17 protein-coding genes are annotated in these 20,793 nt (G+C 71.1%); 4 read left to right on the forward strand and 13 right to left on the reverse strand.

Features of this window, described 5'->3' with window-relative positions; translation table 11 throughout:
• Positions 1-2: 2 nt before the first annotated feature.
• Entirely contained in the window at positions 3-1,349 is a 1,347-nt protein-coding gene (locus tag LY13_RS03200; protein ID WP_253826790.1) for a DUF2252 domain-containing protein, read from the reverse strand.
• A 112-nt stretch (positions 1,350-1,461) separates the two neighbouring features.
• On the reverse strand, positions 1,462-2,160 hold the full coding sequence (locus LY13_RS03205) for a TetR/AcrR family transcriptional regulator (protein WP_253826608.1): 699 nt from the start codon (positions 2,158-2,160) through the stop codon (positions 1,462-1,464).
• A gap of 93 nt (positions 2,161-2,253) precedes the next feature.
• On the opposite strand from LY13_RS03205, the gene LY13_RS03210 reads away from it, so the two are divergent.
• Positions 2,254-3,651, forward strand: a complete 1,398-nt coding sequence (locus tag LY13_RS03210) for an FAD-dependent oxidoreductase (protein WP_253826609.1) — start codon at positions 2,254-2,256, stop codon at positions 3,649-3,651.
• A gap of 41 nt (positions 3,652-3,692) precedes the next feature.
• Here the strand turns inward: LY13_RS03210 and LY13_RS03215 are convergent, their stop codons facing one another.
• On the reverse strand, positions 3,693-4,079 hold the full coding sequence (locus tag LY13_RS03215) for a hypothetical protein (RefSeq protein WP_253826610.1): 387 nt from the start codon (positions 4,077-4,079) through the stop codon (positions 3,693-3,695).
• Between the two features lie 179 nt (positions 4,080-4,258).
• On the opposite strand from LY13_RS03215, the gene LY13_RS03220 reads away from it, so the two are divergent.
• Entirely contained in the window at positions 4,259-5,890 is a 1,632-nt protein-coding gene (locus tag LY13_RS03220) for an amidohydrolase (protein WP_253826611.1), read from the forward strand.
• Positions 5,891-6,014: 124 nt separating this feature from the next.
• On the forward strand, positions 6,015-6,734 hold the full coding sequence (locus tag LY13_RS03225; protein WP_253826612.1) for an SIS domain-containing protein: 720 nt from the start codon (positions 6,015-6,017) through the stop codon (positions 6,732-6,734).
• A gap of 75 nt (positions 6,735-6,809) precedes the next feature.
• On the opposite strand, the gene LY13_RS03230 is transcribed toward LY13_RS03225, so the two are convergent.
• From LY13_RS03230 to ligD (LY13_RS03245), 4 genes are all read right to left on the reverse strand, one after another.
• Positions 6,810-7,133, reverse strand: a complete 324-nt coding sequence (locus LY13_RS03230; protein ID WP_253826613.1) for an STAS domain-containing protein — start codon at positions 7,131-7,133, stop codon at positions 6,810-6,812.
• Positions 7,130-8,731, reverse strand: a complete 1,602-nt coding sequence (locus tag LY13_RS03235) for an ATP-binding SpoIIE family protein phosphatase (RefSeq protein ID WP_253826614.1) — start codon at positions 8,729-8,731, stop codon at positions 7,130-7,132. Before LY13_RS03235 ends, LY13_RS03230 begins: the two co-directional genes overlap by 4 nt.
• Before the next feature lie 106 nt (positions 8,732-8,837).
• Positions 8,838-9,779 carry a non-homologous end-joining DNA ligase gene (ligD, locus tag LY13_RS03240; RefSeq protein ID WP_253826615.1) on the reverse strand — a complete coding sequence of 314 codons (942 nt, stop codon included), beginning with the start codon at positions 9,777-9,779 and terminating at the stop codon, positions 8,838-8,840.
• Positions 9,776-10,786, reverse strand: coding sequence for a non-homologous end-joining DNA ligase (gene ligD, locus LY13_RS03245; protein WP_308216255.1), 1,011 nt, complete (start codon positions 10,784-10,786; stop codon positions 9,776-9,778). The genes ligD (LY13_RS03240) and ligD (LY13_RS03245) overlap by 4 nt, the downstream gene beginning before the upstream one ends.
• A 224-nt stretch (positions 10,787-11,010) precedes the next feature.
• Between ligD (LY13_RS03245) and LY13_RS03250 the strand changes: the two genes are divergently transcribed.
• Positions 11,011-11,793, forward strand: a complete 783-nt coding sequence (locus LY13_RS03250) for a metal-dependent hydrolase (RefSeq protein WP_253826616.1) — start codon at positions 11,011-11,013, stop codon at positions 11,791-11,793.
• 193 nt (positions 11,794-11,986) lie between these two features.
• On the opposite strand, the gene LY13_RS03255 is transcribed toward LY13_RS03250, so the two are convergent.
• The 6 genes from LY13_RS03255 to LY13_RS03280 form a co-directional block, all read right to left on the reverse strand.
• Positions 11,987-13,189 carry an MFS transporter gene (locus LY13_RS03255; RefSeq protein WP_253826791.1) on the reverse strand — a complete coding sequence of 401 codons (1,203 nt, stop codon included), beginning with the start codon at positions 13,187-13,189 and terminating at the stop codon, positions 11,987-11,989.
• 131 nt (positions 13,190-13,320) lie between these two features.
• On the reverse strand, positions 13,321-14,502 hold the full coding sequence (locus LY13_RS03260; protein ID WP_253826617.1) for a type III PLP-dependent enzyme: 1,182 nt from the start codon (positions 14,500-14,502) through the stop codon (positions 13,321-13,323).
• The gene (locus tag LY13_RS03265) at positions 14,499-16,406 is read right to left on the reverse strand and encodes an IucA/IucC family protein (RefSeq protein WP_253826618.1); all 1,908 of its coding nucleotides are present in this window, start codon (positions 16,404-16,406) and stop codon (positions 14,499-14,501) included. Before LY13_RS03265 ends, LY13_RS03260 begins: the two co-directional genes overlap by 4 nt.
• On the reverse strand, positions 16,403-17,923 hold the full coding sequence (locus LY13_RS03270; protein ID WP_253826619.1) for an IucA/IucC family protein: 1,521 nt from the start codon (positions 17,921-17,923) through the stop codon (positions 16,403-16,405). The genes LY13_RS03265 and LY13_RS03270 overlap by 4 nt, the downstream gene beginning before the upstream one ends.
• On the reverse strand, positions 17,920-19,743 hold the full coding sequence (locus LY13_RS03275) for an IucA/IucC family protein (RefSeq protein ID WP_253826620.1): 1,824 nt from the start codon (positions 19,741-19,743) through the stop codon (positions 17,920-17,922). The genes LY13_RS03270 and LY13_RS03275 overlap by 4 nt, the downstream gene beginning before the upstream one ends.
• The gene (locus LY13_RS03280; protein ID WP_253826621.1) at positions 19,736-20,722 is read right to left on the reverse strand and encodes a pyridoxal-phosphate dependent enzyme; all 987 of its coding nucleotides are present in this window, start codon (positions 20,720-20,722) and stop codon (positions 19,736-19,738) included. Before LY13_RS03280 ends, LY13_RS03275 begins: the two co-directional genes overlap by 8 nt.
• Between the last annotated feature and the right edge of the window lie 71 nt (positions 20,723-20,793).

Raw genomic sequence — 20,793 nt, forward strand, 5'->3', positions numbered from 1 at the left:
CTTCAGGAGATCGGGGTGGAGGGGTCGAGGCCGGGGATCTCGCCGTTCCGGAAGGCGTCGACGAACAGTTCCCGGTCCTGCCGCGTCTGCCGAGCGTAGTTCGCGCCGAACGTCACCATGTCGCGTACGAAACCGTCCTCGTCCGAGCCGATCGCCGAGAGGATCGCCTCCTCGCTCTGGAACGGGACCAGCGACTGCTCGGAGTCGGCGTCGGAGACGCAGTGCATCCCCGCCGTCGCCTGTCCGAGGTAGTCGATCACCGGCTGCATCTCCTTCGGCTCCGTGAGGTCCGACCAGTCGAGATCCTGGACGTACGGGGACAGCTCCGACACGACGTACCCCTCGCCGCCGAGCTCGGTGTGGCCGAGCCACGGGTCGGCGTGGGCCTGCAACGCCCGTTGCGACACGGCCGTGCGGTGTCCGTGGTGGACGAAGTAGTCCCGGATGGTCTCGTCGTCGACGATACGGCTCGGTGCCGCCACGTTGCCCTGCTTCATCGACAGGATCACGTCGTTCTCGAGCGCCTCGGTGCGGCCCTCCACGAGGATGTTGTAGGCGGGCAGGCCCGCCGAGCCGATGCCGAAGCCCTTGCGGCCGACGATGTCCTTGACGTCGTAGGTGAGGCTCTCGAAGCGTTTGGTCTCCGGGATCGTCTCCAGATACCGGTGGTAGGCCTGCCGTACCTGCGCGTACTCGTCGTCGCCGAGTCGTCGCACCCCGCGGCCGGGGCGGAACCGGCGTTCGTGCTCCTCGACGACGGTGGTCTCCTCCAGCAGGTCGATCCGGGTCTTCAGCTTGGCGTCGAGCAGCACGTCGTGGACGACACCCTCGGTGTTGCTGAGGTGGAGTTTGAACTCCTCCTCGTCACGGGTGCCGTCGGCGAAGGCGCGCACCATGCGGATGTAGGAGCGCACGAACGTGGCCATCAGCGTCTCGATGTCGGCGTCGGAGATCGCCTTGCGTCGGGCCAGCAGCGCCACCGAGGCGCAGAACCGTTTGACGTCCCACGTGAACGAACCCAGGTAGGCCTCGTCGAAGTCGTTGACGTCGAAGACGAGCTGGCCCGCCGAGTCCATGTAGGTGCCGAAGTTCTCGGCGTGCAGGTCGGCCTGGATCCAGATGCGGCCGGTGCGGGCGTCGGCCCACGGGTCGTCGGCGCCCGCCATGTCCCGGTAGAACAGGCAGGCCGCCCCGCGGTAGAAGGCGAACGGGTTGTCGGCCATCTTGCGGAACTTCTTGCGGAACGCGTCGGGGTCCGCCTTGATCATGTCGCCGAAAGCGTCGACGAACACGTCGATGATCTCGGACTTGCGGTCGGACTGGCTCAGCGTGCTCGTGCCGTCGTGCATGCCCACGTTGCTCTCCCATTGCCGCTACGGGTGGCGGAGTGTGCGTGGCGGGGGCGCGGCGCCGGCCACGTTCGGCCGGCGCCGGTGACCGCCGTGGCCGATCCTGTCAGAGTCACCCGCCGGCCGTACCGGCTCCGGGGACGCGGAGTGCTGCCTCGGCGACGCCGAACCGCGCGCGTGCCGACCGTGTCGACTCGGCGACCGCGGCCGGGTCGTCGCCCAGGCCGAGCAGCAGGTTCGTCGCGTGCGGCGCGAGCACGGTCGTGACACCGCGGCCTTCGGTGCCGAAGAAGCCGGACAGCTCCAGCAGCACGAACCCGTGGATCATGCTCCAGAACTGTCCCGCGATCGCGACGGCGTCGTCGCCGCGGATCCGCCCGGCGTCGAGGGAGCGCTGCACGGCCCGGCGCAGTTCGTCGAAGGTCGCCGACGCCTCCGGGATCGCGCTGGGCGTCCCCTCCTCGGTCAGGTCGTGGGCCGCCGCGATTCCGCTGCCGGGTGCGGTGACGCCGAACATCAGCCGGTACCGCTGCGGGCTGGCCGAGGCGAACTCGCGGTACGTCATGCCGAGTGCGAGGAGGTCCGCGACCGGGTCGTCGGTGCGGTCGAGCGCGGCGAGGGCATCGCCGAACTGTACGAACGCCCGCCGCACGAGCGCTTCGTACAGCCCGGTCATGCCGCCGAAATGCGTGTAGACGGTCATCGTCGACGCGCCGATCTCGCCTGCGAGCTTGCGCGCGTTCAGCGACTCCGGCCCCTCCGTCTCGAGCAGCCGGAGTCCGGCCTCGATCAGACGTTCCTTCGTACTCATGGTGGCCGAGCGTCGCATAACTGTGTTATGAATACCAACATAACAACGTTATCCCGTCGGGGTGTGCTCCGACGTCGAACAGGGAGGCCGGACATGAGGACACACGGTGACCACGCCGTCGTCATGGGTGCGGGAATGGGCGGGCTCCTCGCCGCCCGGGTGCTCACCGACCACTACGAGTCGGTCACGGTGCTCGACCGCGACCCGCTGCCGGACACCGCCGAGCCACGCCGCGGGGTGCCGCAGGGGCCGCACGGGCACACGCTGCTGCCGCGGGGCGGCCTGTCGCTGGAGGCCTTCTTCCCCGGGCTGCTCGCCGACCTCGACGGGCGCGGCGTCCCGGTGATCACCGACGACGCCGCCGAGATCCACTTCGAACCGCTGGGCCACCACCTCGCCGGGACGGCACCGGGCGCGGACCGCGCGATCCATGTACCCAGCAGGCCGATGCTGGAACGCAGGGTGCGTGCTCACCTGGCCCGCGTGCCGACGGTGCGGATCCTCGATCGGTGCGCCGTGGACGGGCCGCGATCCGACGGCGGGCGCGTGACGGGTGTACGCGTCACCGGTCCGGACGGGCCGTGCGACCTCGACGCCGACCTCGTCGTCGACGCACTGGGCCGCGGCTCACGCACCCCGGCGTGGCTGGCGGAGCTCGGCTACCCGCGACCCGCCGAGGACACCGTCACCGTCCGGGCCGCCTACTCCAGCCTCCAGCTGCGCGTCGACCCCGGAGCGCTGGCCGAGAAAATGGTGTTGATCAGTGCCACGGCCGACCGGCCGACGGGTGCGGCGCTCTTCCGCCACGAGGACGACATGTGGGACGTGTCGGTGTTCGGAGTGCGCGGCCACGCACCGCCGTCCGACGCCGCGGGCATGCTCGACTTCCTCTCCGGATTCGCACCGGCCCATGTGGTCGAGGCCCTGCGCTCCGCCGAGCCGTTGACCGAGCCGAACTCGCGTACGTTCCCGGCCAGCCGCTGGCGGCGGTACGACCGGATGCGGGACCTTCCCGACGGACTGCTCGTGCTGGGCGACGGCGTCTGCAGCCTGAACCCGACGTACGGCCAGGGCATGGCCGTCGCGGCGATGCAGGCCGAAGCGCTGGCCGCGACGCTGCGCGAGGGCACCCGCGACCTGCCTCGCCGGTACTTCCGCGCCGCCGCGAAGCCGATCCGCGACACGTGGCGGTTCGCGTCCGTTGCGGACAGGGCCATCCTGGGCGCCACCACCGGCCCGTTGCCGTGGCCGATCCGCGCGCTCGCACCGCTCGGCGACACCTTCTTCGGTGCGGCCGCGGCCGATCCGACGTTGCGGGACCGCTTCCTCGAGGTGTTCTCCCTCTTCTCCCCGCCGACGCGGGTGCTGACGCCCGCCGCCGGACTGCGGATCGCCCGTGCGACGGTCCGTCGCCGGTGGGGCCGGACGGCCACGACGCGACCGGAGCAGCCGGGTCCCACCCCGGTCGGCTCGCGCCCATCACCGCACTGAGGGCGGGACGCGTAACGACGGTTGTGGGCGTTGGCGTCCGGTTACAGGCGCGCAGCAGGACTCGGGTGGCCGTCGCCGGAGTTCGGCCGTGGCTCGGCGAGTCTCCGGACAGGTGTGGTCAGCAGCAGTCCCAACCGCGAGACCTGGATGACGGTCAGTACGAGTGTGAACGCGGCCGGAGCTGCGATCAGTGAGGCGATGTGCAGGGTTGTCCACACGGCGTCCAAGCCGACGAGGAGAACCCACGGGAGCCGACTCCTCCGCATCAGGAGCGTCCCGATGAGAACGAACTCGGCGGTCAGGACGAGCCAGGCGAGCGGCCTCGTTGATGCCATCGGGTCGGCCACGGTCCACAACAGCAGGCCGAGATTCACACCGAAGTGGATCAGCAGGACCGCGATCGCGGCGGTTCGGTTGTCGACGAGCACTCGGCCACCCCCTGGGGCTGGGCTACTGCCTGGTGTAGAAAAGGCGCTCCGCAGTCTTGTCAGCGCAATCAGTTGAACACGTCATGTTCGTGTGTCAACGACGGATTGCCGCGGATGCCTGCCGGGTGAGTCGATGCGTTCAGGGGCGCGCCGGGGCGGGATGGGCCTACCCTGTCGCCATGCTGGATCTGCTGCTGCGCGACGTGCGCGCCCTGACGTTGAACCCCGACCGCCCGCGTGCCCACACCATCGGGGTGTTGGGAGGACGCATCGTCGGGGTCGACGACGAGGTCGCGGAGCTGCCCGCCCGTCACGTCGTCGACGGCGGCGGCGCGACCGTCACGCCGGGCTTCTCCGACGCCCACAACCACATGGTCTGGTACGGCCTGTCGCTCGCCGAGACGGACCTGTCGACGGTGACGACGCCGGAGGCGCTCTACGACCTCGTCGCGGCCGAGGCGGCGAAACTGCCGGCCGACGGCTGGGTCATCGGCTCCGGGTACGACGACTTCGCCCTCGGCGGCCACCCGGATCGCGCGGCGCTCGACCGTGCGGGCGGTGGCAGGCCGGTGTGGCTCAAGCACCGCTCGGCGCACATGGCGACGGTGAGCACGAGGATCCTCGAGCTCACGGGCGTGCTGGACGGTTCGGCTGCCGTGCCCGAGGGCGGGGTCGTCGAACGCGGCGCCGACGGCGCGCCCACCGGGCTGCTCGCCGAGCAGGCGCAGCAACTGGTGGACCGGCTGGTCAAGCCGTACCCGGTCGGTGAGCTGGCCGACGCGATCACCCGCGCCTCGGCGGTCTACGCGACCGAGGGCCTCACGCACGTCACGGAGGCGGGCATCGGCGGTGGCTGGATCGGCCACAGCCCCGCCGAGGCCGCCGCCTACCAGGCCGCGCGCGCCCGCGGGGACCTGAAACAGCGCGTCGAGCTGATGCCCGCGCGCGAGGTGCTGCACGAGGTCGACGAGGCCTACGGCCTGGACCTGGGACTGCGCACCGGGTTCGGCGACGAGTTCCTGCGCATCGGCCCGATGAAGATCTTCACCGACGGTGCGCTGTCGAGCCGCACCGCCGCCGTGACGGCACCGTTCTGCGGCCACGGCGACCCGGACGACCACGGCGTGCTGGGCGACGACCCCGAGGTGCTCCGTAAGGGCATTCTCGCCGCACACCACGGAGGTTGGCGAGTGGCGGCCCACGCGATCGGTGACCGCGCCATCGACCTGACGCTCGACATCTTCGAGCAGGCGCAGCGCGAGCTGCCACGTCCCGGCGTGCGGCACCGCATCGAGCACGCCGCGATGACGCGCCCGGAGCACCTCGAGCGGATGGCCGCACTCGACGTGGTTCCCGTGCCGCAGGCGCGGTTCCTCTACGAGATCGGCGACACGATCGCCGACGCCGTCGGACAGGAACGCATGCCGTGGGTGTACCGCAGCAAGTCCTTTGTGGACGCGGGGCTTCCCGTGGTGGGCAGTTCCGACCGGCCGTGCGTGTCGGCTGGCGCGCCGCTGCTGGGGATGCAGTCGCTGGTCGAGCGCACCACGAAGAGCGGGGCGGTCGCCTCGCCCGACGAGCGTGTCGACGCCGAGCAGGCGCTGCGCGCCTTCACCACCGGTGCGGCCTACGCCGCAGGGCAGGAGAACGTGCGCGGCCGGCTCGAACGGGGTATGTACGCCGACCTCGTGCTGCTGGACGACGACCCCACGGAGGTGTCCTCCTCCAAGGTCGGCGACATCGGCGTGCAGGCCACGCTCGTCGCAGGCGAGGCCGTGCACGGGGCCGACCGCTTCTCGTTCCCGGAGTGAGCCGTTCCCAAACCCGTCACCTCACCTGGTGAGACGAAGCCGACACGCTGCGTGGGGTCGTGTCACTCCGAGCGGCATGTGGTGCGAACCTGGCACCGGCGAGCCGATGTGGGAGGTGCACGCGATGAGGGAAACCGTGCGGGAACTGCTCGATGCGGTGGACGAGAGATCCGACGAGCTGACGCGGGCCGCGACGATGCTGCTCGACTGTGTGGACGGCGGCGGCGTCATCCACACGGCGGGTGCGGGCCATTCCGTGGCGATGGTGTGCGAGACGTTCTACCGGGCCGGTGGTCTCGCCGCGGTGCGGCCGCTGTGGGATCCGGAGGTCGTGCCGCTCGGCGGCGCGTTGCGCAGCACGGCCGCGGAACGGGAGATCGGCCGCGGTCGCGCGCTGATCAAGGAGGCGCAGCCGACGCCACCGGACGTGGTCGTCGTGTTCTCCACGAGTGGGCGCAACCCGTATCCGGTCGAGATCGCGCAGGAGTCCGTGGCGCGCGACGTGCCGGTGATCGCCGTCACGTCGATCGCCGCGTCGGCGGGGTCGACGGACCGTTCGGGAACGCGGGTCGCCGACCACGCCGACCTCGTGCTCGACACAGGCGTGCCCGCGGGTGACGCCGTGTATCCCACGGGGGCGCCGCGGACGTCGGCCGTGTCGACGATTCTCGGCGCGTACACGTGGTCGGCCGTGCTGACGGAACTGCACCGGCAGGCGGAGGCACGCGGCAGCGTCCTTCCACTGTGGACGAGTGCCAACGTGGCGGGCGGCGACGAGCGCAACGCCGAACTGTTCGCCCGCTACTCGGAGCGCATCCCGGAGCTGACCGCCGACCTGGGCTGAACCGGCCGGCCGCGGTGGACGCGGTCGGCCTGCGGTGGACGCGGTCGCGACGTGGGTGTCAGGGACGACGCGGTGTCAGGGACGCAGTGTCGCGACCGCGTCGAAGCCTGCGAGTTCGACGATCCGCCGGGCCGGTGTGCCGGGCGGTGCGACGATGGCCAGTTCGGTCTGCAGTCGTTGCAGCCGTTCGGCGAGCATGAACAGCACCCGCAGTCCCGAACTGTCCAGATAGGACACGCCGGTCAGGTTCACCGAGACCTGCATGAGGTCGTTCGCGATCGCCTCGTACAGCTCGTTGCGCACCTGGTCGGCGTTGGACAGGTCGATCTCCCCCGTGACGGCGATCTCGACGGACTGCGGATCGTTCTCGTCGCGCAGTTCGACGCGCGCCACCGTCATGGCCTGTTCCCCAGATTTCTGCACAGGTACACGGTGGTACCGCCGTCGTCGTGCTCGATGCGCAGCTCGTCGCTCAGTTGCTGCATCAGCTGCGTTCCCCTGCCTCTGTTCGTTCCTCGTGCGGAACGCCAGTTGCCCTGGTCCCGCACCGTTCCTTCCACTCGGCGGTCGGAGGCCGTCAGTCGCACCTCGAATCGGCCGCCGCCGGGTCCGTAGGCGTGCTCGACGACGTTCGCGCCCGCCTCGCCGATGACCACCAGCAGATCGTCGAGGTCGTCGTCGGTGGCGCCCACGGTCGGCAGCCAGCGGCGCAGCGCGGCGCGTACCTCGGCGAGCGATTCCGGGACGGCCTCCAACGTCAACGTCAGCTCCGGAGTCGTCGTGTCCGGCTCCCTGCGGATCGCCAGCAGGGCGATGTCGTCGTCGGTCGGGTCGGCGCCGACGAGACGCAGCATCACGTCGGAGCACAGCGGTTCGGGCGGCCCGGAACGGACGACGTCGCGCAACAGCGCCAGACCCTCGTCGAGCGGGCGGTGCCTGCGTTCGATGAGCCCGTCCGTGTAGAACAGCACGGCCGTGCCGGGCTCGACGTCGAGAACGGTGGTCCGGCGCGGCCTGGGCACGAGGCCCGCGCCGACGGGCGGGTCGACGGGGACGTCGGGGAGTTGCGCGGGTGCGTTGTCGGGAGCCATCACGGGGGTGAGGTGACCGGCGAGCGAGAGGTGCATGCGGCCGAGTGACGGTTCCCACATCGCGTAGCCGACGGTCGCCATCATGTTCGGCTCGAAGTGGCGGATGTGACGGTCGAGTTTGGTCAGGACCTCGGCCGGGTCGGCGGAGTCGAGCGCGTACGAGCGGATGGCGGTGCGCAGGCGTGCCATGACGGTCGCGGCGTCGAGGCCGCGGCCCACGACATCGCCGATCGTGGCGCAGAACCATCCGGAGGGGAGCTTGAAAACGTCGTACCAATCGCCGCTGACCCCGCCCGCGTCGCCCGGTGCGTAGCGCGCCGCCATGTCGAGACCGGCTATCTCGGGAAGCGCACCGGGCAACAGTGTGCGCTGGAGTGACAACGCGGCCGCGTGGCCGGTGCCGGTCATCCGGTTGCGCGTCGCCATCGCGACGCGATCGCCCGCCACGCCGAGGAACTCGAGTTCGGCGTCGCTGAACCGGCGCGCCGTGACCGCACCGACATGAAGCACGCCGAGGAACTGCCCGTCCGCTATGAGCGGTACGCCCGCCAGTGACCGGATTCCGCGGTGCCACAGGATCGGGTTGACGACCGTCGTCTCGTCGACGTGGTGGAGCACGGCCGGTTGCCTGCTCGTGGCGATCCTGCCCGCGAATCCCTCGCCGATCCGCACGCGCGCACCCTGTCGGACGGCTTCCTCCATGCCCACCGACGCTCTCGTGACGAGGTGTTCACCGCTCGCGTCCAGCAACAGCACGGTGGCGGTGTCTGCGGCGAGTAGTTCCCGAATCCGTCCGAGGAGCTCCTCGAGGAGGCGTTCGACCTCTAGGTGGGCGAGCGCGGCGTCGGTGACCACCTCGATCCGGTGGAGGCGATCAGTGGCACTGCCCGCACGGGACTTCGGCATGCGTTTCAGGTTAACCCTTCGGCGCGCTCGCAGCATTCGTCCGCGGTGGTCCGGCACGTGCGCCCGGTGTGAGATGCCGGGTTATTCACTCAATGTGGACCGTTTGTTACCCATGGTTGCCCGTGTCTGCGCGGAGCAGGGGGCGGTCTACGCTGAGGAGGGGTTCGAACAGGTCCCCTTGTGACGCTACGCGGTCTTTGGCCTCCGCAGCGGTGAAAAACAGCTCGTCCGGGTCAATGCAACTTGCAACTTCTTTCCATGCAAGGGGAATGGAGACGGTGGGGCGGGGGCGGGCACGCAGTGAGTACGGCGCGACGGTCGTCTTCTGAGTGTTGTTCTGACTCCAGTCGATCAGGACTTTGCCCTTGCGAAGCTGTTTCGTCATGCGAGACACGACGAGGTCGGGATACTCGCGTTCCAGACGTTGCGCGAGTCGCTTGGCGTACTCGCGCGGATGATTCGAATCGTTGGTGCGAATGGGCGAGTAGAGCTGCATCCCTTTGGAGCCACTGGTTTTCGGGTATGCCGTGAATCCGTCGCCGGTCAGCAGGTCCCGTAGTAGTTCCGCTACCCGGCAGCATTCGACGGCCGTGGCGGGTTCGCCGGGGTCGAGGTCGAACACCAGCAGATCGGGCTCGCGTACCCCGCCGCGCGGCCCTACGGTCCATTGTGGAACATGGAGCTCCAGGCTCGCGAGGTTCGCCGTCCACACGAGTGTCGAAAGATCCTGCACCAGGGCGAAATCCGCGTACTCGGACCCTCGTGAACTGCCCGGGGTCTCGATCCGGACGGTGCGTACCCAGTCGGGCGCGTGGCGGGACACGTTCTTCTCGAAGAACGACGGCCCCTCCACCCCGTCGGGAAACCGTTTCAGTGTCAGCGGCCGATCGCGCACGTGTGGCAGCAGTACCGGCGCCACGGTGGCGTAGAAGTCGATGACCTCGCCCTTCGTGAAGCCGGTCTCCGGATACAGCACCTTGTCCAGATTGGACAATCGAAGCGAACGGCCGTCGATGTCGACGACCGGGTTGTTCGGATCCGCTGTCACTGCGCCAACTCCTCCGGGGTTCGATCGGGACGGAGGCCGCGCCAGGACGGTGCGCGCAGCCTGCCGTCGTCGGTCCACGCCTTGAACTCGACCTCGCCGACGAGCACCGGACGCACCCAGTGCGCGCCGCGGGCACGATCCCGCGGAACCTCGTCCGCGGTGAACGGGCTGTCGGTGGTCTCCAGCTCGCGCAGCCGCGCCGACAGCTCGCCGAGCATGTCGTCGGTGAAACCCGTGCCCACCTGGCCGACGTACCGCAGTGGGGCGCGGGCGGGGCCTCCGTCGTCGCGCGCATCCCCACGCGGCAGGCCGAGCAGGAGCGAGCCGAACGTGGTCCCGCGCCGCCCCTCGCCGGGCCGCCAGCCCCCGACGACGACCTCCATCGTGGCGGTCTCGGTCACCTTCACCCAGTCCTCGCTGCGCCGCCCAGGCCGGTACGGCGAGTCGGACCGCTTGGCGACCACGCCTTCGAGCCCTCGCCGCGACGCGGTGTCGGCGACCGCGGCACCGTCGTCGAACCACGGGGACACGGCCACGTGCGGCCCGCCCAGCCCCAGGGAGTCGAGCAGTGCGCGGCGCTCGGTGTACGGCGCGGTGAGCAGCCCGCGGCCGTCGTGGTGCAGGACGTCGAACACGACATAGGTCACCGGGACCTGTGCGGCCAGCTGCGCCGCTCGTGCATCGCCCGCGTGCATGCGTTTCTGCAACGCGGCGAAGCTCGGCACGCCGCCCGCCATCGCCACGATCTCGCCGTCGAGCCAAACCGAGGCGGTGAGCTGCGAGGTCAGACCCGCCAGCTCCGGGTAGGTGGCGGTGATGTCGCCGCCGCGCCGGGACAGCAGGACGAGCTCGTCGCCGTCGAACCGCGCGAGCGCACGCACGCCGTCCCACTTGAACTCGTACGACCAACCGTCGCCGCCGGGCAGCGAGCCCGGTGTGGCCAGCATCGGCAGCAGGGCCGAAGGGAGCGGCTCGGGCCCAGCGGGGTCGTCGGTGTCCGCCGTCATGGGAACGGTCTACCCGATCCGGCCGGCCTGCACCCGCCGAGCCGACGGCGCGCCCTCGCTGCGCCGCGACCCGGCGAGCCCGGCCAGTATCACCGAGTGGTCCACGCCTGCCTACCTCGCCTGCCGATTCCCCACTTTCGTAGGGGCTCGCTCACCCGGCGGCAGGCGTGCGAAAGACTGTTCGATGATCTTGCTCCCGACTCTCCCAGGAGGACGACTCCCCGATGATGGGCCGCACGCACGCCCTCACCGGCTGGTGCGCCGGACTCGCCGTCGCACCACTGGCCGGCGTCACCTCGTTCGCCCAGACGCTGGTGTTCGCCGCGACGACCGCGGGCTACGCACTGCTCCCGGATCTCGACCATCCGGGCGCCCGCGCGTCGAGACTGCTCGGCCCGCTGACGCGCCTGATCTCGCGGATGCTGCGCGCGGCGTCGTCGGCCGTGTACTCGGTGACGAAGGGGCCGCGCGACGAGAACCACAGCGGCATGCACCGGCACCTGTCGCACACCGTCCTGTTCGCGGCCGTTCTCGGCGTCGCGGTCGCCGCGGGAACGGATCTGGGCGGCGCGTGGGTCGTCGCGGTCGTGGTCGTTCTCGGGCTGCTGCTGGCCGAGGACGCGCTCGGCGACTGGCTGTTGCCCGTGGCGGGCGGTGCCGCGATCTGGTGGGCGTGGGAGGCGAATCCCCATGCGCTCGCGGAACTCGAGGCCATGGGCGGGCTGCTGGGACTGGCCGTCGCCGTCGGCTGCGTCACGCACTGTCTCGGCGACGCGCTCACTGAGTCCGGCTGCCCGTTCCTGTTCCCGCTCCCCATCGCGGGTGAGACCTGGTACGAGCTCCGGCCGCCGTCGCTGCTGCGGTTCCGCACCGGCAAGGGTGTCGAGAACAAGCTGATCTTCCCGCTGTTCTCCGTGCTCGCCGTGCTCCTGTTGCCGGGCGTGCTGCCGTGGCTGCTCGACGTCGCGTCACCACTGCTGTCCGGCACGCCCGCCGCCGACGGCTGACCGTGAGGATTTCGCTCGCGTGTTGCGGATTCCGGGGCCCGTGTTGCGGGTTCCGGGAATCGTGTTGCGGGTTCCGGGGACTGTGTTGTGGGTTCCGGGGACTGTGTTGCGCTCACCCGTCGCCCGACCATCGTGCCTCAGCGACGCGGTTCCGCGCGGCAGTGCCGGATGGCGCCGGCTCGGGGCTCGTGGGTCACCGCGCGCCGGCCGCGGGGTCGGCGCCCTCGTGGTCGCGCTCGGCCTGGCGGAAGGCGGTGGGTGTCATGGTGCGCCAGACGATCACGGCGCCGACGGCGTGGATGATCGCGGCGATCCACCACACCCCGCGCAGATTCCAGTGCGCCGCCACGAATCCGCCCATCAGCGCGCCCAACGGGGTCAGCCCCCAGGCGAGCGCCTTGTGGCTGGTCAGGACCCGCCCCAGCAGGCGGTTGGGTGTGAAGCGCTGCCGCGTCGACTGCGAGCAGACGTTCCACACCAGCACCGCCGACGACTGCGCCACGAGGATCGCCCCGACCAGCGCAGGCCACGGCGGTGCCACGGCGATCAGCACCGGTGTCACGGCTGCGGCGGTCTGCGCGCCGCGCATCGCCCATGCGTAGCCGAACCGGGCGACGAGCCGGTGCACGAACAACGACGTGACGACCCAGCCGACCGCGAAGCACGCCAGCAGCGCGCCGTAACCGACCTCGCCGAGGCCCAGCTCCTCGGTCGCGTACAGCACGAGCATCGTCGTCACGGCGCTGGAGGCGAACGAGCCGAGCGCGACCGTGATCGTGACCGACCGCAGCAGCGGCGCCGCGACCAGGTACCGCAACCCTTCGACGATGTCGCGGAGCGGATTGCCCCGGGTGGGCTGCTCCCCGCCGGGCGCGGCCGTGACTCCGAGCGGGGCGGGTTCGGCCGACGCGCGGAGGCGGGTGCTCAGCAGCAACGCCAGCAGTGCCATGACGCAGGCCGCCCACGCCGGGGCGCCGAGGCCGATCGCCAGGACCGCGCCCGCCGACGGCGGCACGACGAACTGCACGAGTCCGCGGTCGATCACCTGGATCCGTGCGTTCGCCGCGGGCAGGTCGTCACGCGCCATGATCGTCGGCAGCAGCGCCCCGCTCGCGCCGTCGCTCAGCACCTGCGTCGAGGTGACCGCGAACGCGACACACATCAGCAGCGGCAACGTCAGCCCGTCCGCCGTCGCCGCGACGGCCAGTACGGCGGCGGCTCCGGCCTGGATCACGTAGGCGGACATGAGCACGCTCGTCCTGCGCACCCGGTCGACCAGCAGGCCCGCGAACAGCGCCAGCAGCAGCCACGGCGACTGCCCGACGACGTTGACCAGCGACACCGCCCGCGGATCCGTCGTGAGAGTCACGGCCAGCAGCGGCATCGTCGCCAGCATCAGCCCTTCACCCGCCGACCCGGCGACGACGATGCCCTGCAACGTCGCCCACGGACCCGTTCCCACCCACCGGCGGAACCCGCGAGACGTGTCGGCGGAGTCGGGAGCGGGTGGTGTCGAGGCGGCGGGGTTCACCCCGGCATTCTCCCGTGGAAGACGTGTTCCGGGTGCGGGTGGCTGAGGAAGTCGTGGTGAGAGATCTCCCAGCCGTAGGCCCCCGCGTGGACGAACTCGAGTACGTCACCCGCCCGCACGCGGTCGACGACGACGTCGCGGGCGAGCACGTCCTTCGGGGTGCACAGCTCGCCGACGACCGTCACCGGGGTGCCTGCCGCTTCGGGCCGGGGCAGGTCCGGCGGCCAGTCCTCGCAGGGGCGCACGCGGAACGGGTGGCTGTGCTGCCACGACGACGGCAGCCGGAAATGGTGCGTACCGCCGCGCACGAGGACGAAGTGCGCGGCGTGGTTGCGTTTCACGTCCAGCACCTCGGTCTCGTACGTGCCGTAGGCCGCCACCAGGAACCGGCCGCACTCGAAGTCGACCTCCCGCCAGTGCGCCGGGAACGTGTCGACAAGGCGACTCAGCTGGGCGGCGAAGCCGGTCCAGTCGAACTGCGGACCCACCTGCCCCGGCACGTCGGGCTGTGCGTAGTTCACGCCGATGCCGCCGCCCACGTTGACGACGTCGCAGGCCAGGCCGAACGCGCGCTCCCAGCCGGCGATCTTGTCCCGGTACAGCCGCACCATGTCGAGATGCGCCGACGGGGAGAGGTTGTTCGACAGCGAGTGCAGGTGGAAACCGACGGGCCGCACGCCGGGCAGCTGCCGTGCCGCCCGCATCGCCTGCGGGAGCTGGGCCTCCTCGATGCCGAACTGCGTCGGTGTGCCCGCCATGGCGATCGTCGCGTCCGGGAACGGCCCGGCGAGGTTGACGCGCAGCAGCACGTCGGCGGTGCGGCCGGTCGCGACGGCAGCGCGCGAGATCCGGTGCAGTTCCAGCAGGCTCTCGACGTGGAATCGCGCCACACCGCCGGTGAGTGCCCGGACGAGCTCCCCCTCGGTCTTCGCCGGGCCACCGAACACCACCGGGACGCCGTCGCCCGCCGCGCGTGCCTTGTCGAACTCGCCGCCCGAGGCGACCTCGAACCCGTCGACGAGCGGTGCGAGGGTGCGCAGGATCTCGGGCGCGCTGTTGGCCTTCATGGCGTAGAACATGCGGCAGCGCGGCGGCAGCGCGGCCACGACGTCGCGGACGTGGGCCGACAGTCCGTCGAGGTCGTAGACGTACCGGCAGACCGGCTCGCGCGCGCTCATGCGACGTCCGGTGCGGTCGGTGCGGCAGGGCCGGGTGCGGAGTCCTGGATCGCCGCGGTCGCGAGCGGGTTGGGCACGCGGTGAAGCCGCAGTTCGGTGTCGGGCTGCAGTCTGCGGGTCGTCAGCTTCTCCACGTTCACGCCCCGGACGAACACGTCGTAGCGGGGATCGGGGAACCGGTCGAGGTAGCCGCGCAGGACGTCGGCGACGATCGACCAGAAGTCGGGTTCGGCGAGGCCGTAGGCGTCGTCGAGGAACACGGCGAGCTCGCCGACGCCGATGAACAGGAACGCGTCGAGCACGAAGTCGGCGACGAGCTGCGGGTCGTCGGTCTCGACGAAGGAGTTGCGATTCGCGTGGTGCTCCGGTGTGGCCCGCAGGGGCGGGCAGCGGTCCGGCTCGGCGAGGCGGTCGCGGGAGAACCGCACGCCGTCGTGGAAGTCACGCAGTGCGACGCGAGTGGGCACACCGTCACGGTGCAGCAGCACCATGTTCTGCGCGTGGGATTCGAGGGCGACACCGTGCCGGCACAGTAGGTGCAGCACCGGGACGACGACGGCCTCGGCGAGGCGGCGGACCCACGTGGTGAGCGCGCCGCCGCTCACCCACGGGTCGATGAGTGGCGTGCCGTCGAGGTCGCGCGCGGTGAGTCCGGTGAACGGCACGCCCGCCTCACCCCGGTCCAGGTGGGGACGGAGGCTCTCGCGCCAGATGCACGCCAGCGTGCCGTACGTGCCCGCGCGTCGCAGCGGGTCGTCGACGGCGGGCGCCACGGCGGTTCCCGCGATCTCCCGCAACAGCACGGGACGCAGTTCGTCCCGCAGGAACGGGTCGTCGCGCGCGATCCCGGCCAGCCAGTCGGATATCAGCGGGGCATTGTGGACGGTGTGCGGGGCGAGTACCCGGCTCGTCGACGTGTTCACGAGTGACATCGCGAGTTTCAGGCACGGCCGGTGCGGCGCGTCGGCGCTGGCCAGGGTGCGGATGGACTGCTGCGGCCGGAACCGGGATGGATCGGTGCCGAGCGGGGTGATCGCGCCCTCGGCGATCTCCGGTGCGAACGCCGCCGCCACGTGGTTGCGCCACTGCCACGGGTGGACGGGAACGAGCACGCGGTCGTCCTCGGCAGTCAGCGGTTCCGGTGCGAGGTCGCGTTCGGACACGCCGAAGCCGGTCGTCACGTCGGCCAGGTTGCGGTCGACGGAAAGCCACAGTGGACGGACATCCGGGAAGAACTCCGGTCCGTAGGCCAGGTTGTCGGTCACCCCGAAGCCGATCCTCGACTTGTAGGTCGGGTGGTAGCGGTGCCCGTCGGTGACGGCACCCTCCAAGGTGTCGGCGTCGAGCCCGGCGAGTGGTGCCGTCTCGGTGCGGCGCCGATGGTGCTGCGCCAGCGTGTCCTTGACCCAGGTCTCCTCCAGTTCCCGCGCGAACCGGGGCAGGTGGTCCGGGTCCGCGTCGACGAGCTCGGCGACGTCGGCCAGGAAGCCACTGACGGACGTCGGCGGCTGTCCGTCGCGGAGCAGCTGGTCCACGGTGACGCGGCCGAACGTCGCTCGGCGCCGCGCGCGGAACGTGTAGCGCACGCCGTTCGGGCAGCGGATCTCGCACCGTCGCGGCTCGTCGCAGGCGGTGGCTCCGACGGCGGTGTCGGCCGCGGCGTCCGGTGCGATGTCGAGCGCGCCGAAGTCGACCGTTCCCGGGTGGAAGGCGTTCTCGTAGAGCAGCGAGCCGAGCAGTTGGTGCAGCACGCGTTCCCGTACGGTCGCCCCGGCGGAGCTCGTGAGGGCCGCGGTCAGGACGTTGGCCTCGCTCGCGATGTCCGCCTCGGTCGTGCGGGAGGCTTCGTGCGGGATGCCCGCCTCGGCAGGGGAATCCTCGCCGTCACCGGGGTTCGTCGTCATCGGCTCGCCGCCTTCCACAGTGGATTCGGGATTCGGACGTAGTGGGGCCGTTCGCCACGCTGGGTGAACCGGCTCAGCAGATTCGCTTTCGCGGGAAGTTCGGGCATGGCCAGGAGGCGGTCGGCGTCGGAGAAACGCGCGAGCTCGTCGGCGGCCACCGTCCACAACCGGCGTTCACCTATGGACGTGTGCCTGCCGAGCGCGTGGATCACGTGTGCCAGCTGGTTCGTCACCGCGTGGTAGCACAGCCGGCGCCACGCCTCCTCGTCGTCGTAGAGCGCCGGACTCCCGGGCGGCAGCAGCCCGGCGCGACTGCGGCTGACGGCGACTCCTTCCATGTCCCGCACCAGGAAACGAGCCGGCATCCCGTCGTCGTCGAGGCGCAGCAGCGAGTTCTGGACGTGGGCCTCGAACGCGACGCCGTGGTCGGCGAACGACGACAGCAACGGGATCTGCGCGATCCCGAGGTACCGGCGCAACCATTCCTCGACGTCGCCGGAGCGGTCCGCGTAGCCCGCGAGGACCGCGGGGTCGTCGAGCAGTCCGGCCAGCACCCGGGCGCATCGGTCGGGCGCGACCCGCCGTACGACGTTGACCTCGGCGGCGAGGTCGTGGCCCACGGCCGCCGGGTCGAGCGTGCGCACTCCGGTCTCGGCCACGATCTCGAAACCGCGGCGGCGCGGGAGTTGCGCGACCACGCGGGCGGCATCGGCGGCGCGGCGCAGGTGTTCGACCGGAGTGTTGCGGACGAAGTTCGTGATGCGCACGTGGAGCGGCACCTTCCACGTCACCCCGGCGGTGGGGTCGCACACGGTGCGCACCGACGACGTGGGATACACCTCGCCACCGCACGGTCCGAGGTCGACGATCGACCCGGCGTCGGCGAGCCGCCGCACGGCGGGGTTGCGCCGCAGGTGCCGGGCCTGCCACGGATGCACCGGTATCGGGACGTAGCCGTCCGGAACGACGGCCGCGACGTCGCCGGGAACCGTGACATCACCCTCCTCGTGGACGAGTTCCCGGGCCACGGCCAGGTACGGCAGCGCGAAGGACACCCCGAGTTCCGGTGCGAACGCGTCGAGATCGCCGTCGCTGAACCCCTCGGCGCTCTTCGGCGTGGGATGGAACGGGTGTCCGAACAGGACACTCTGCTCCGACTCGCGTGCCGGGTCGGCGTGGCTCGGCCGGGCGCGGCGCGGCTGTGCCAGGTAGCGCGCGGTGCGGTCGATACTGCCGTCGATCTGCGCACGCAGCACCCGCGTTCCGGAGAAACCGGTGCGCCGTTCGAGTTCACCGAGGATCGCGTCGATTACGTGCGCGGGCGTTTCGGCGTAGTCGTGGTGCCCCGTGGGCGAGGCGTGGGTGACGGTCAGCCGCAGGACGTCCCCGCTGGCGGGCAGCGACACGGTCAACGGTCCCGCGGTGATGTCGTGGAGCCCGTTCTCCCGCAGGTAGGCGTTGACGATGCGCCGGATCGTCGCCTGCTGCGCGCGGGGGTACGGCCGTGAGGCGGTCATGGCCGGTGCGGCGCCCGGAAGGCGAGCGGATTGGGAACCGTTCCCGTCGCCGCAGGCATACTCACGCCGCTCGACCGGCCGCGGTGAAGCAGTGGCCGCAGCACCTCGCGGCTCGGCCACGTCGGCGCGTCCAACAGCAGTCCGCGTACGGTCGCGATCCTCGTCCGCACGGCCGGATCGCGCCGGTGGATCGTCGCCCGCCGTTCGAGGTGGTGTTCCAGTACGTCGCGCAGCTGTGTCCACAAGTGACTCTCGGGAACGTCGTAGTGGTGGGAGAGGGCGTCGATGATGGCGTGGAGATTGACCTGGAAGCCCAGTGTCTGCAGATAACCGACCAGCTCGGCCGGCTCGTCGAGTCGCAACGACTGGCGCGCCCCGGGTTTGACGCGATACCCGGGGTCGGGCGCCGAGAGCCAGGCCGGGCAGTAGCGGACGGTGTCGTGATCGCGCAGCACGAACCGGTCGCCCGCGAGCAGCACGTTCTGCCCGTGGATCTCGGGAAGGACGCCGTGGCAGAGAAATCCGACGGCTACGGCGCAGAAACCCGCGGCGATGTCGCGGAAGAACGTCGCCGGGTCGACCGGGTGGGCCGCCAGGTGCTCCGCCGAGGCGAAGGCGCCCATCGGGACCGCATCGGCGGCTTCCACCGGATAGTGGCGCAGTTGTGCGGCCAGCAGTCCCGGCCTGTCGGCGTACGGGTCGCCGTTCCAGCCGCACCACGACGTCTCCCCGGCGACGACGACCAGTTCGGAGAGTTCGGGGTCGGCTGTGACGACGTCGCGCAGCAGCCGCTCACCGCGCTGTCCGTTGTCGAGGTACCGCGGCGGCAGCATCCTGGCCGAGCCCAGCGTGTTGACGCCCAGCGGCAGCTTCACCTGCGGGCCCGTGTTCATCCGCGGGCCCGCGTTCGTTCGGGGACTCGGGTTCGTTCGGGGGTCCGGGTTCGTCCGGCTGCTCGGGGTCCCGTCCGGTCCCGCGGGTGCGAGTGTGCGCACGGACGACGTCGGCCGCCATCGGCCCGTGCCGCGTGCCACGACGCGGACGTCGCCCGCGGCGAACTCCTCGGCGAATTCGGTGCGCAGCACGTGGTCGAGGTGCCACGGGTGCACCGGCACGAGCGTTTCCCCGTCGGCCACGGAAGGGGCCCCCGGCAGCGCGGCGGCATCCCACGCGCCGTCGCCGAACCGCAGGCGTCCGGTGCGCACGGCGAGCCAGTCGAGGCCGAACTCGCTCCGTCCGTAGTGGACGAGGTCGTCGGCGTGCCATCCGACGACGGCGCGAGCCGTGGGGTGGAAGGGCCTGCCGCGCGCGGCCGTCGTCAGTTCGGGGTCGCCGACGATGCCGCCCGCGTCGGCGGGAACCGCGGCGTGTGCGGCCGCCGTGTCGAGGTCGGCTGCCACCTGGTCGACGGCGTCCCGACTGACGGCGTCGCGGTCGGCAGCGCCCTGGTTGCCGGATCCCTGGCCGGCGCTGTCCTGGTCGGCGGCATCGTGGCCGGGCTCGGCCGGCGGTTCGGGCGCGGCGACGAGCCGGAGCAGTTCCGCCGCCGTCACCTCGCGGTCGCCGTGACGCACCGGGCCGCCCGCGTACCGCCAGGGCTGCAGCGCACCGCCGGGCCTGACCCGGAACCGCACGCACCCGCTGTCGTGGGCGATCCGGTACTCGCCGCCGTCGCTGTCTCCTTCTCCTGCGATCGTGCCCGCGTCGAATCCGCACAGCCGTTCGCGGATCAGCGTGTCGAGCAGGTCGGCCATGACGACGTCGCTCGGCTGTCCGGTGTCGGCCGCCCGCCCCGCGCCGGTCGGGTGCGCGCTAGCCACGGGCGATCGCCTCGGCCAGCCAGTCGTCGTCGTAGACGAGGTCGAGGTAGCGGTCACCGCGGTCGGGGAGGATCGCCACGATGCGGCAGGGCCTCGGCAGCTCGGCGAGGCGACGTCGGACGGCGGCGACGACCGAACCGCTGGAGCCGCCCGCGAAGATGCCTTCGGCGGCGACCAGTTCGCGGCATGCCAGTGCGGCATCGGCGTCGGTGACGTGCACGACGTCGTCGACCTCGTCCGGGGCGCACAGTTCCGGCACGCGACTCGAACCGATGCCGGGGATGTCGCGCCTGCCGGGGGTGCCGCCGAAGATCACGGATCCGGCGGCGTCGACCGCGGTCACGCGGAGCGAGGGGAACCGTTCGCGGAGTTTTCGAGAGCAGCCGAGCAGGCTGCCCGTCGTACTGACAGGTCCGAACAGGACGGTCGGTGGGCCCGGGAGCTGATGGGCGAGTTCCGCGCCGGTGCCGTGGTAGAAGGCCTGCCAGTTGCGCTCGTTGGCGTACTGGTTGATCCACACCGCGTCGGGACGTTCGTCGAGGATCTCGCGGACGCGGCGGAGCCTGCTGCCTAGCGGGCCGCCGTCGGCACTCGGGACATCGGCACTCGGAGCATCGGCGCTCGTGGCATCGGTGGTCGTCGTGTCGGCGCCGGTGGTCCCGGGGTCGTCGGTGACGTCCACCAGGTCGACCTCGGCGCCGAGGTGCCGCAACAGCACCCGGTTGGCCCGGGTGGTCTTCGAGTCGACGACGCAGACGAACCGCAGGTCGTGGATCCGGGCGGCCATGGCGAGGGCGACACCGAAGTTGCCGGAGCTGCTCTCCACGATGGTGCAGCCGGGGGTCAACGTCCCGTCGCGCAGTCCGCTCTCGACGATGTGGCGTGCCGAGCGGTCCTTCATGCTGCCGCCGGGGTTCATCAGTTCGAGTTTGGCGAGCACCTCGACGTCGGGTTCGGGGAACAGTCTCCGCAGCGCCACGACGGGTGTGTGGCCGACACAGTCGAGAACGGAGTCGGCTGCGTTTCCGGGACGGGCGGTTCCGGGAGGGG

Source organism: Prauserella aidingensis, from assembly GCF_024171865.1.
Classification (GTDB): domain Bacteria; phylum Actinomycetota; class Actinomycetes; order Mycobacteriales; family Pseudonocardiaceae; genus Prauserella; species Prauserella aidingensis.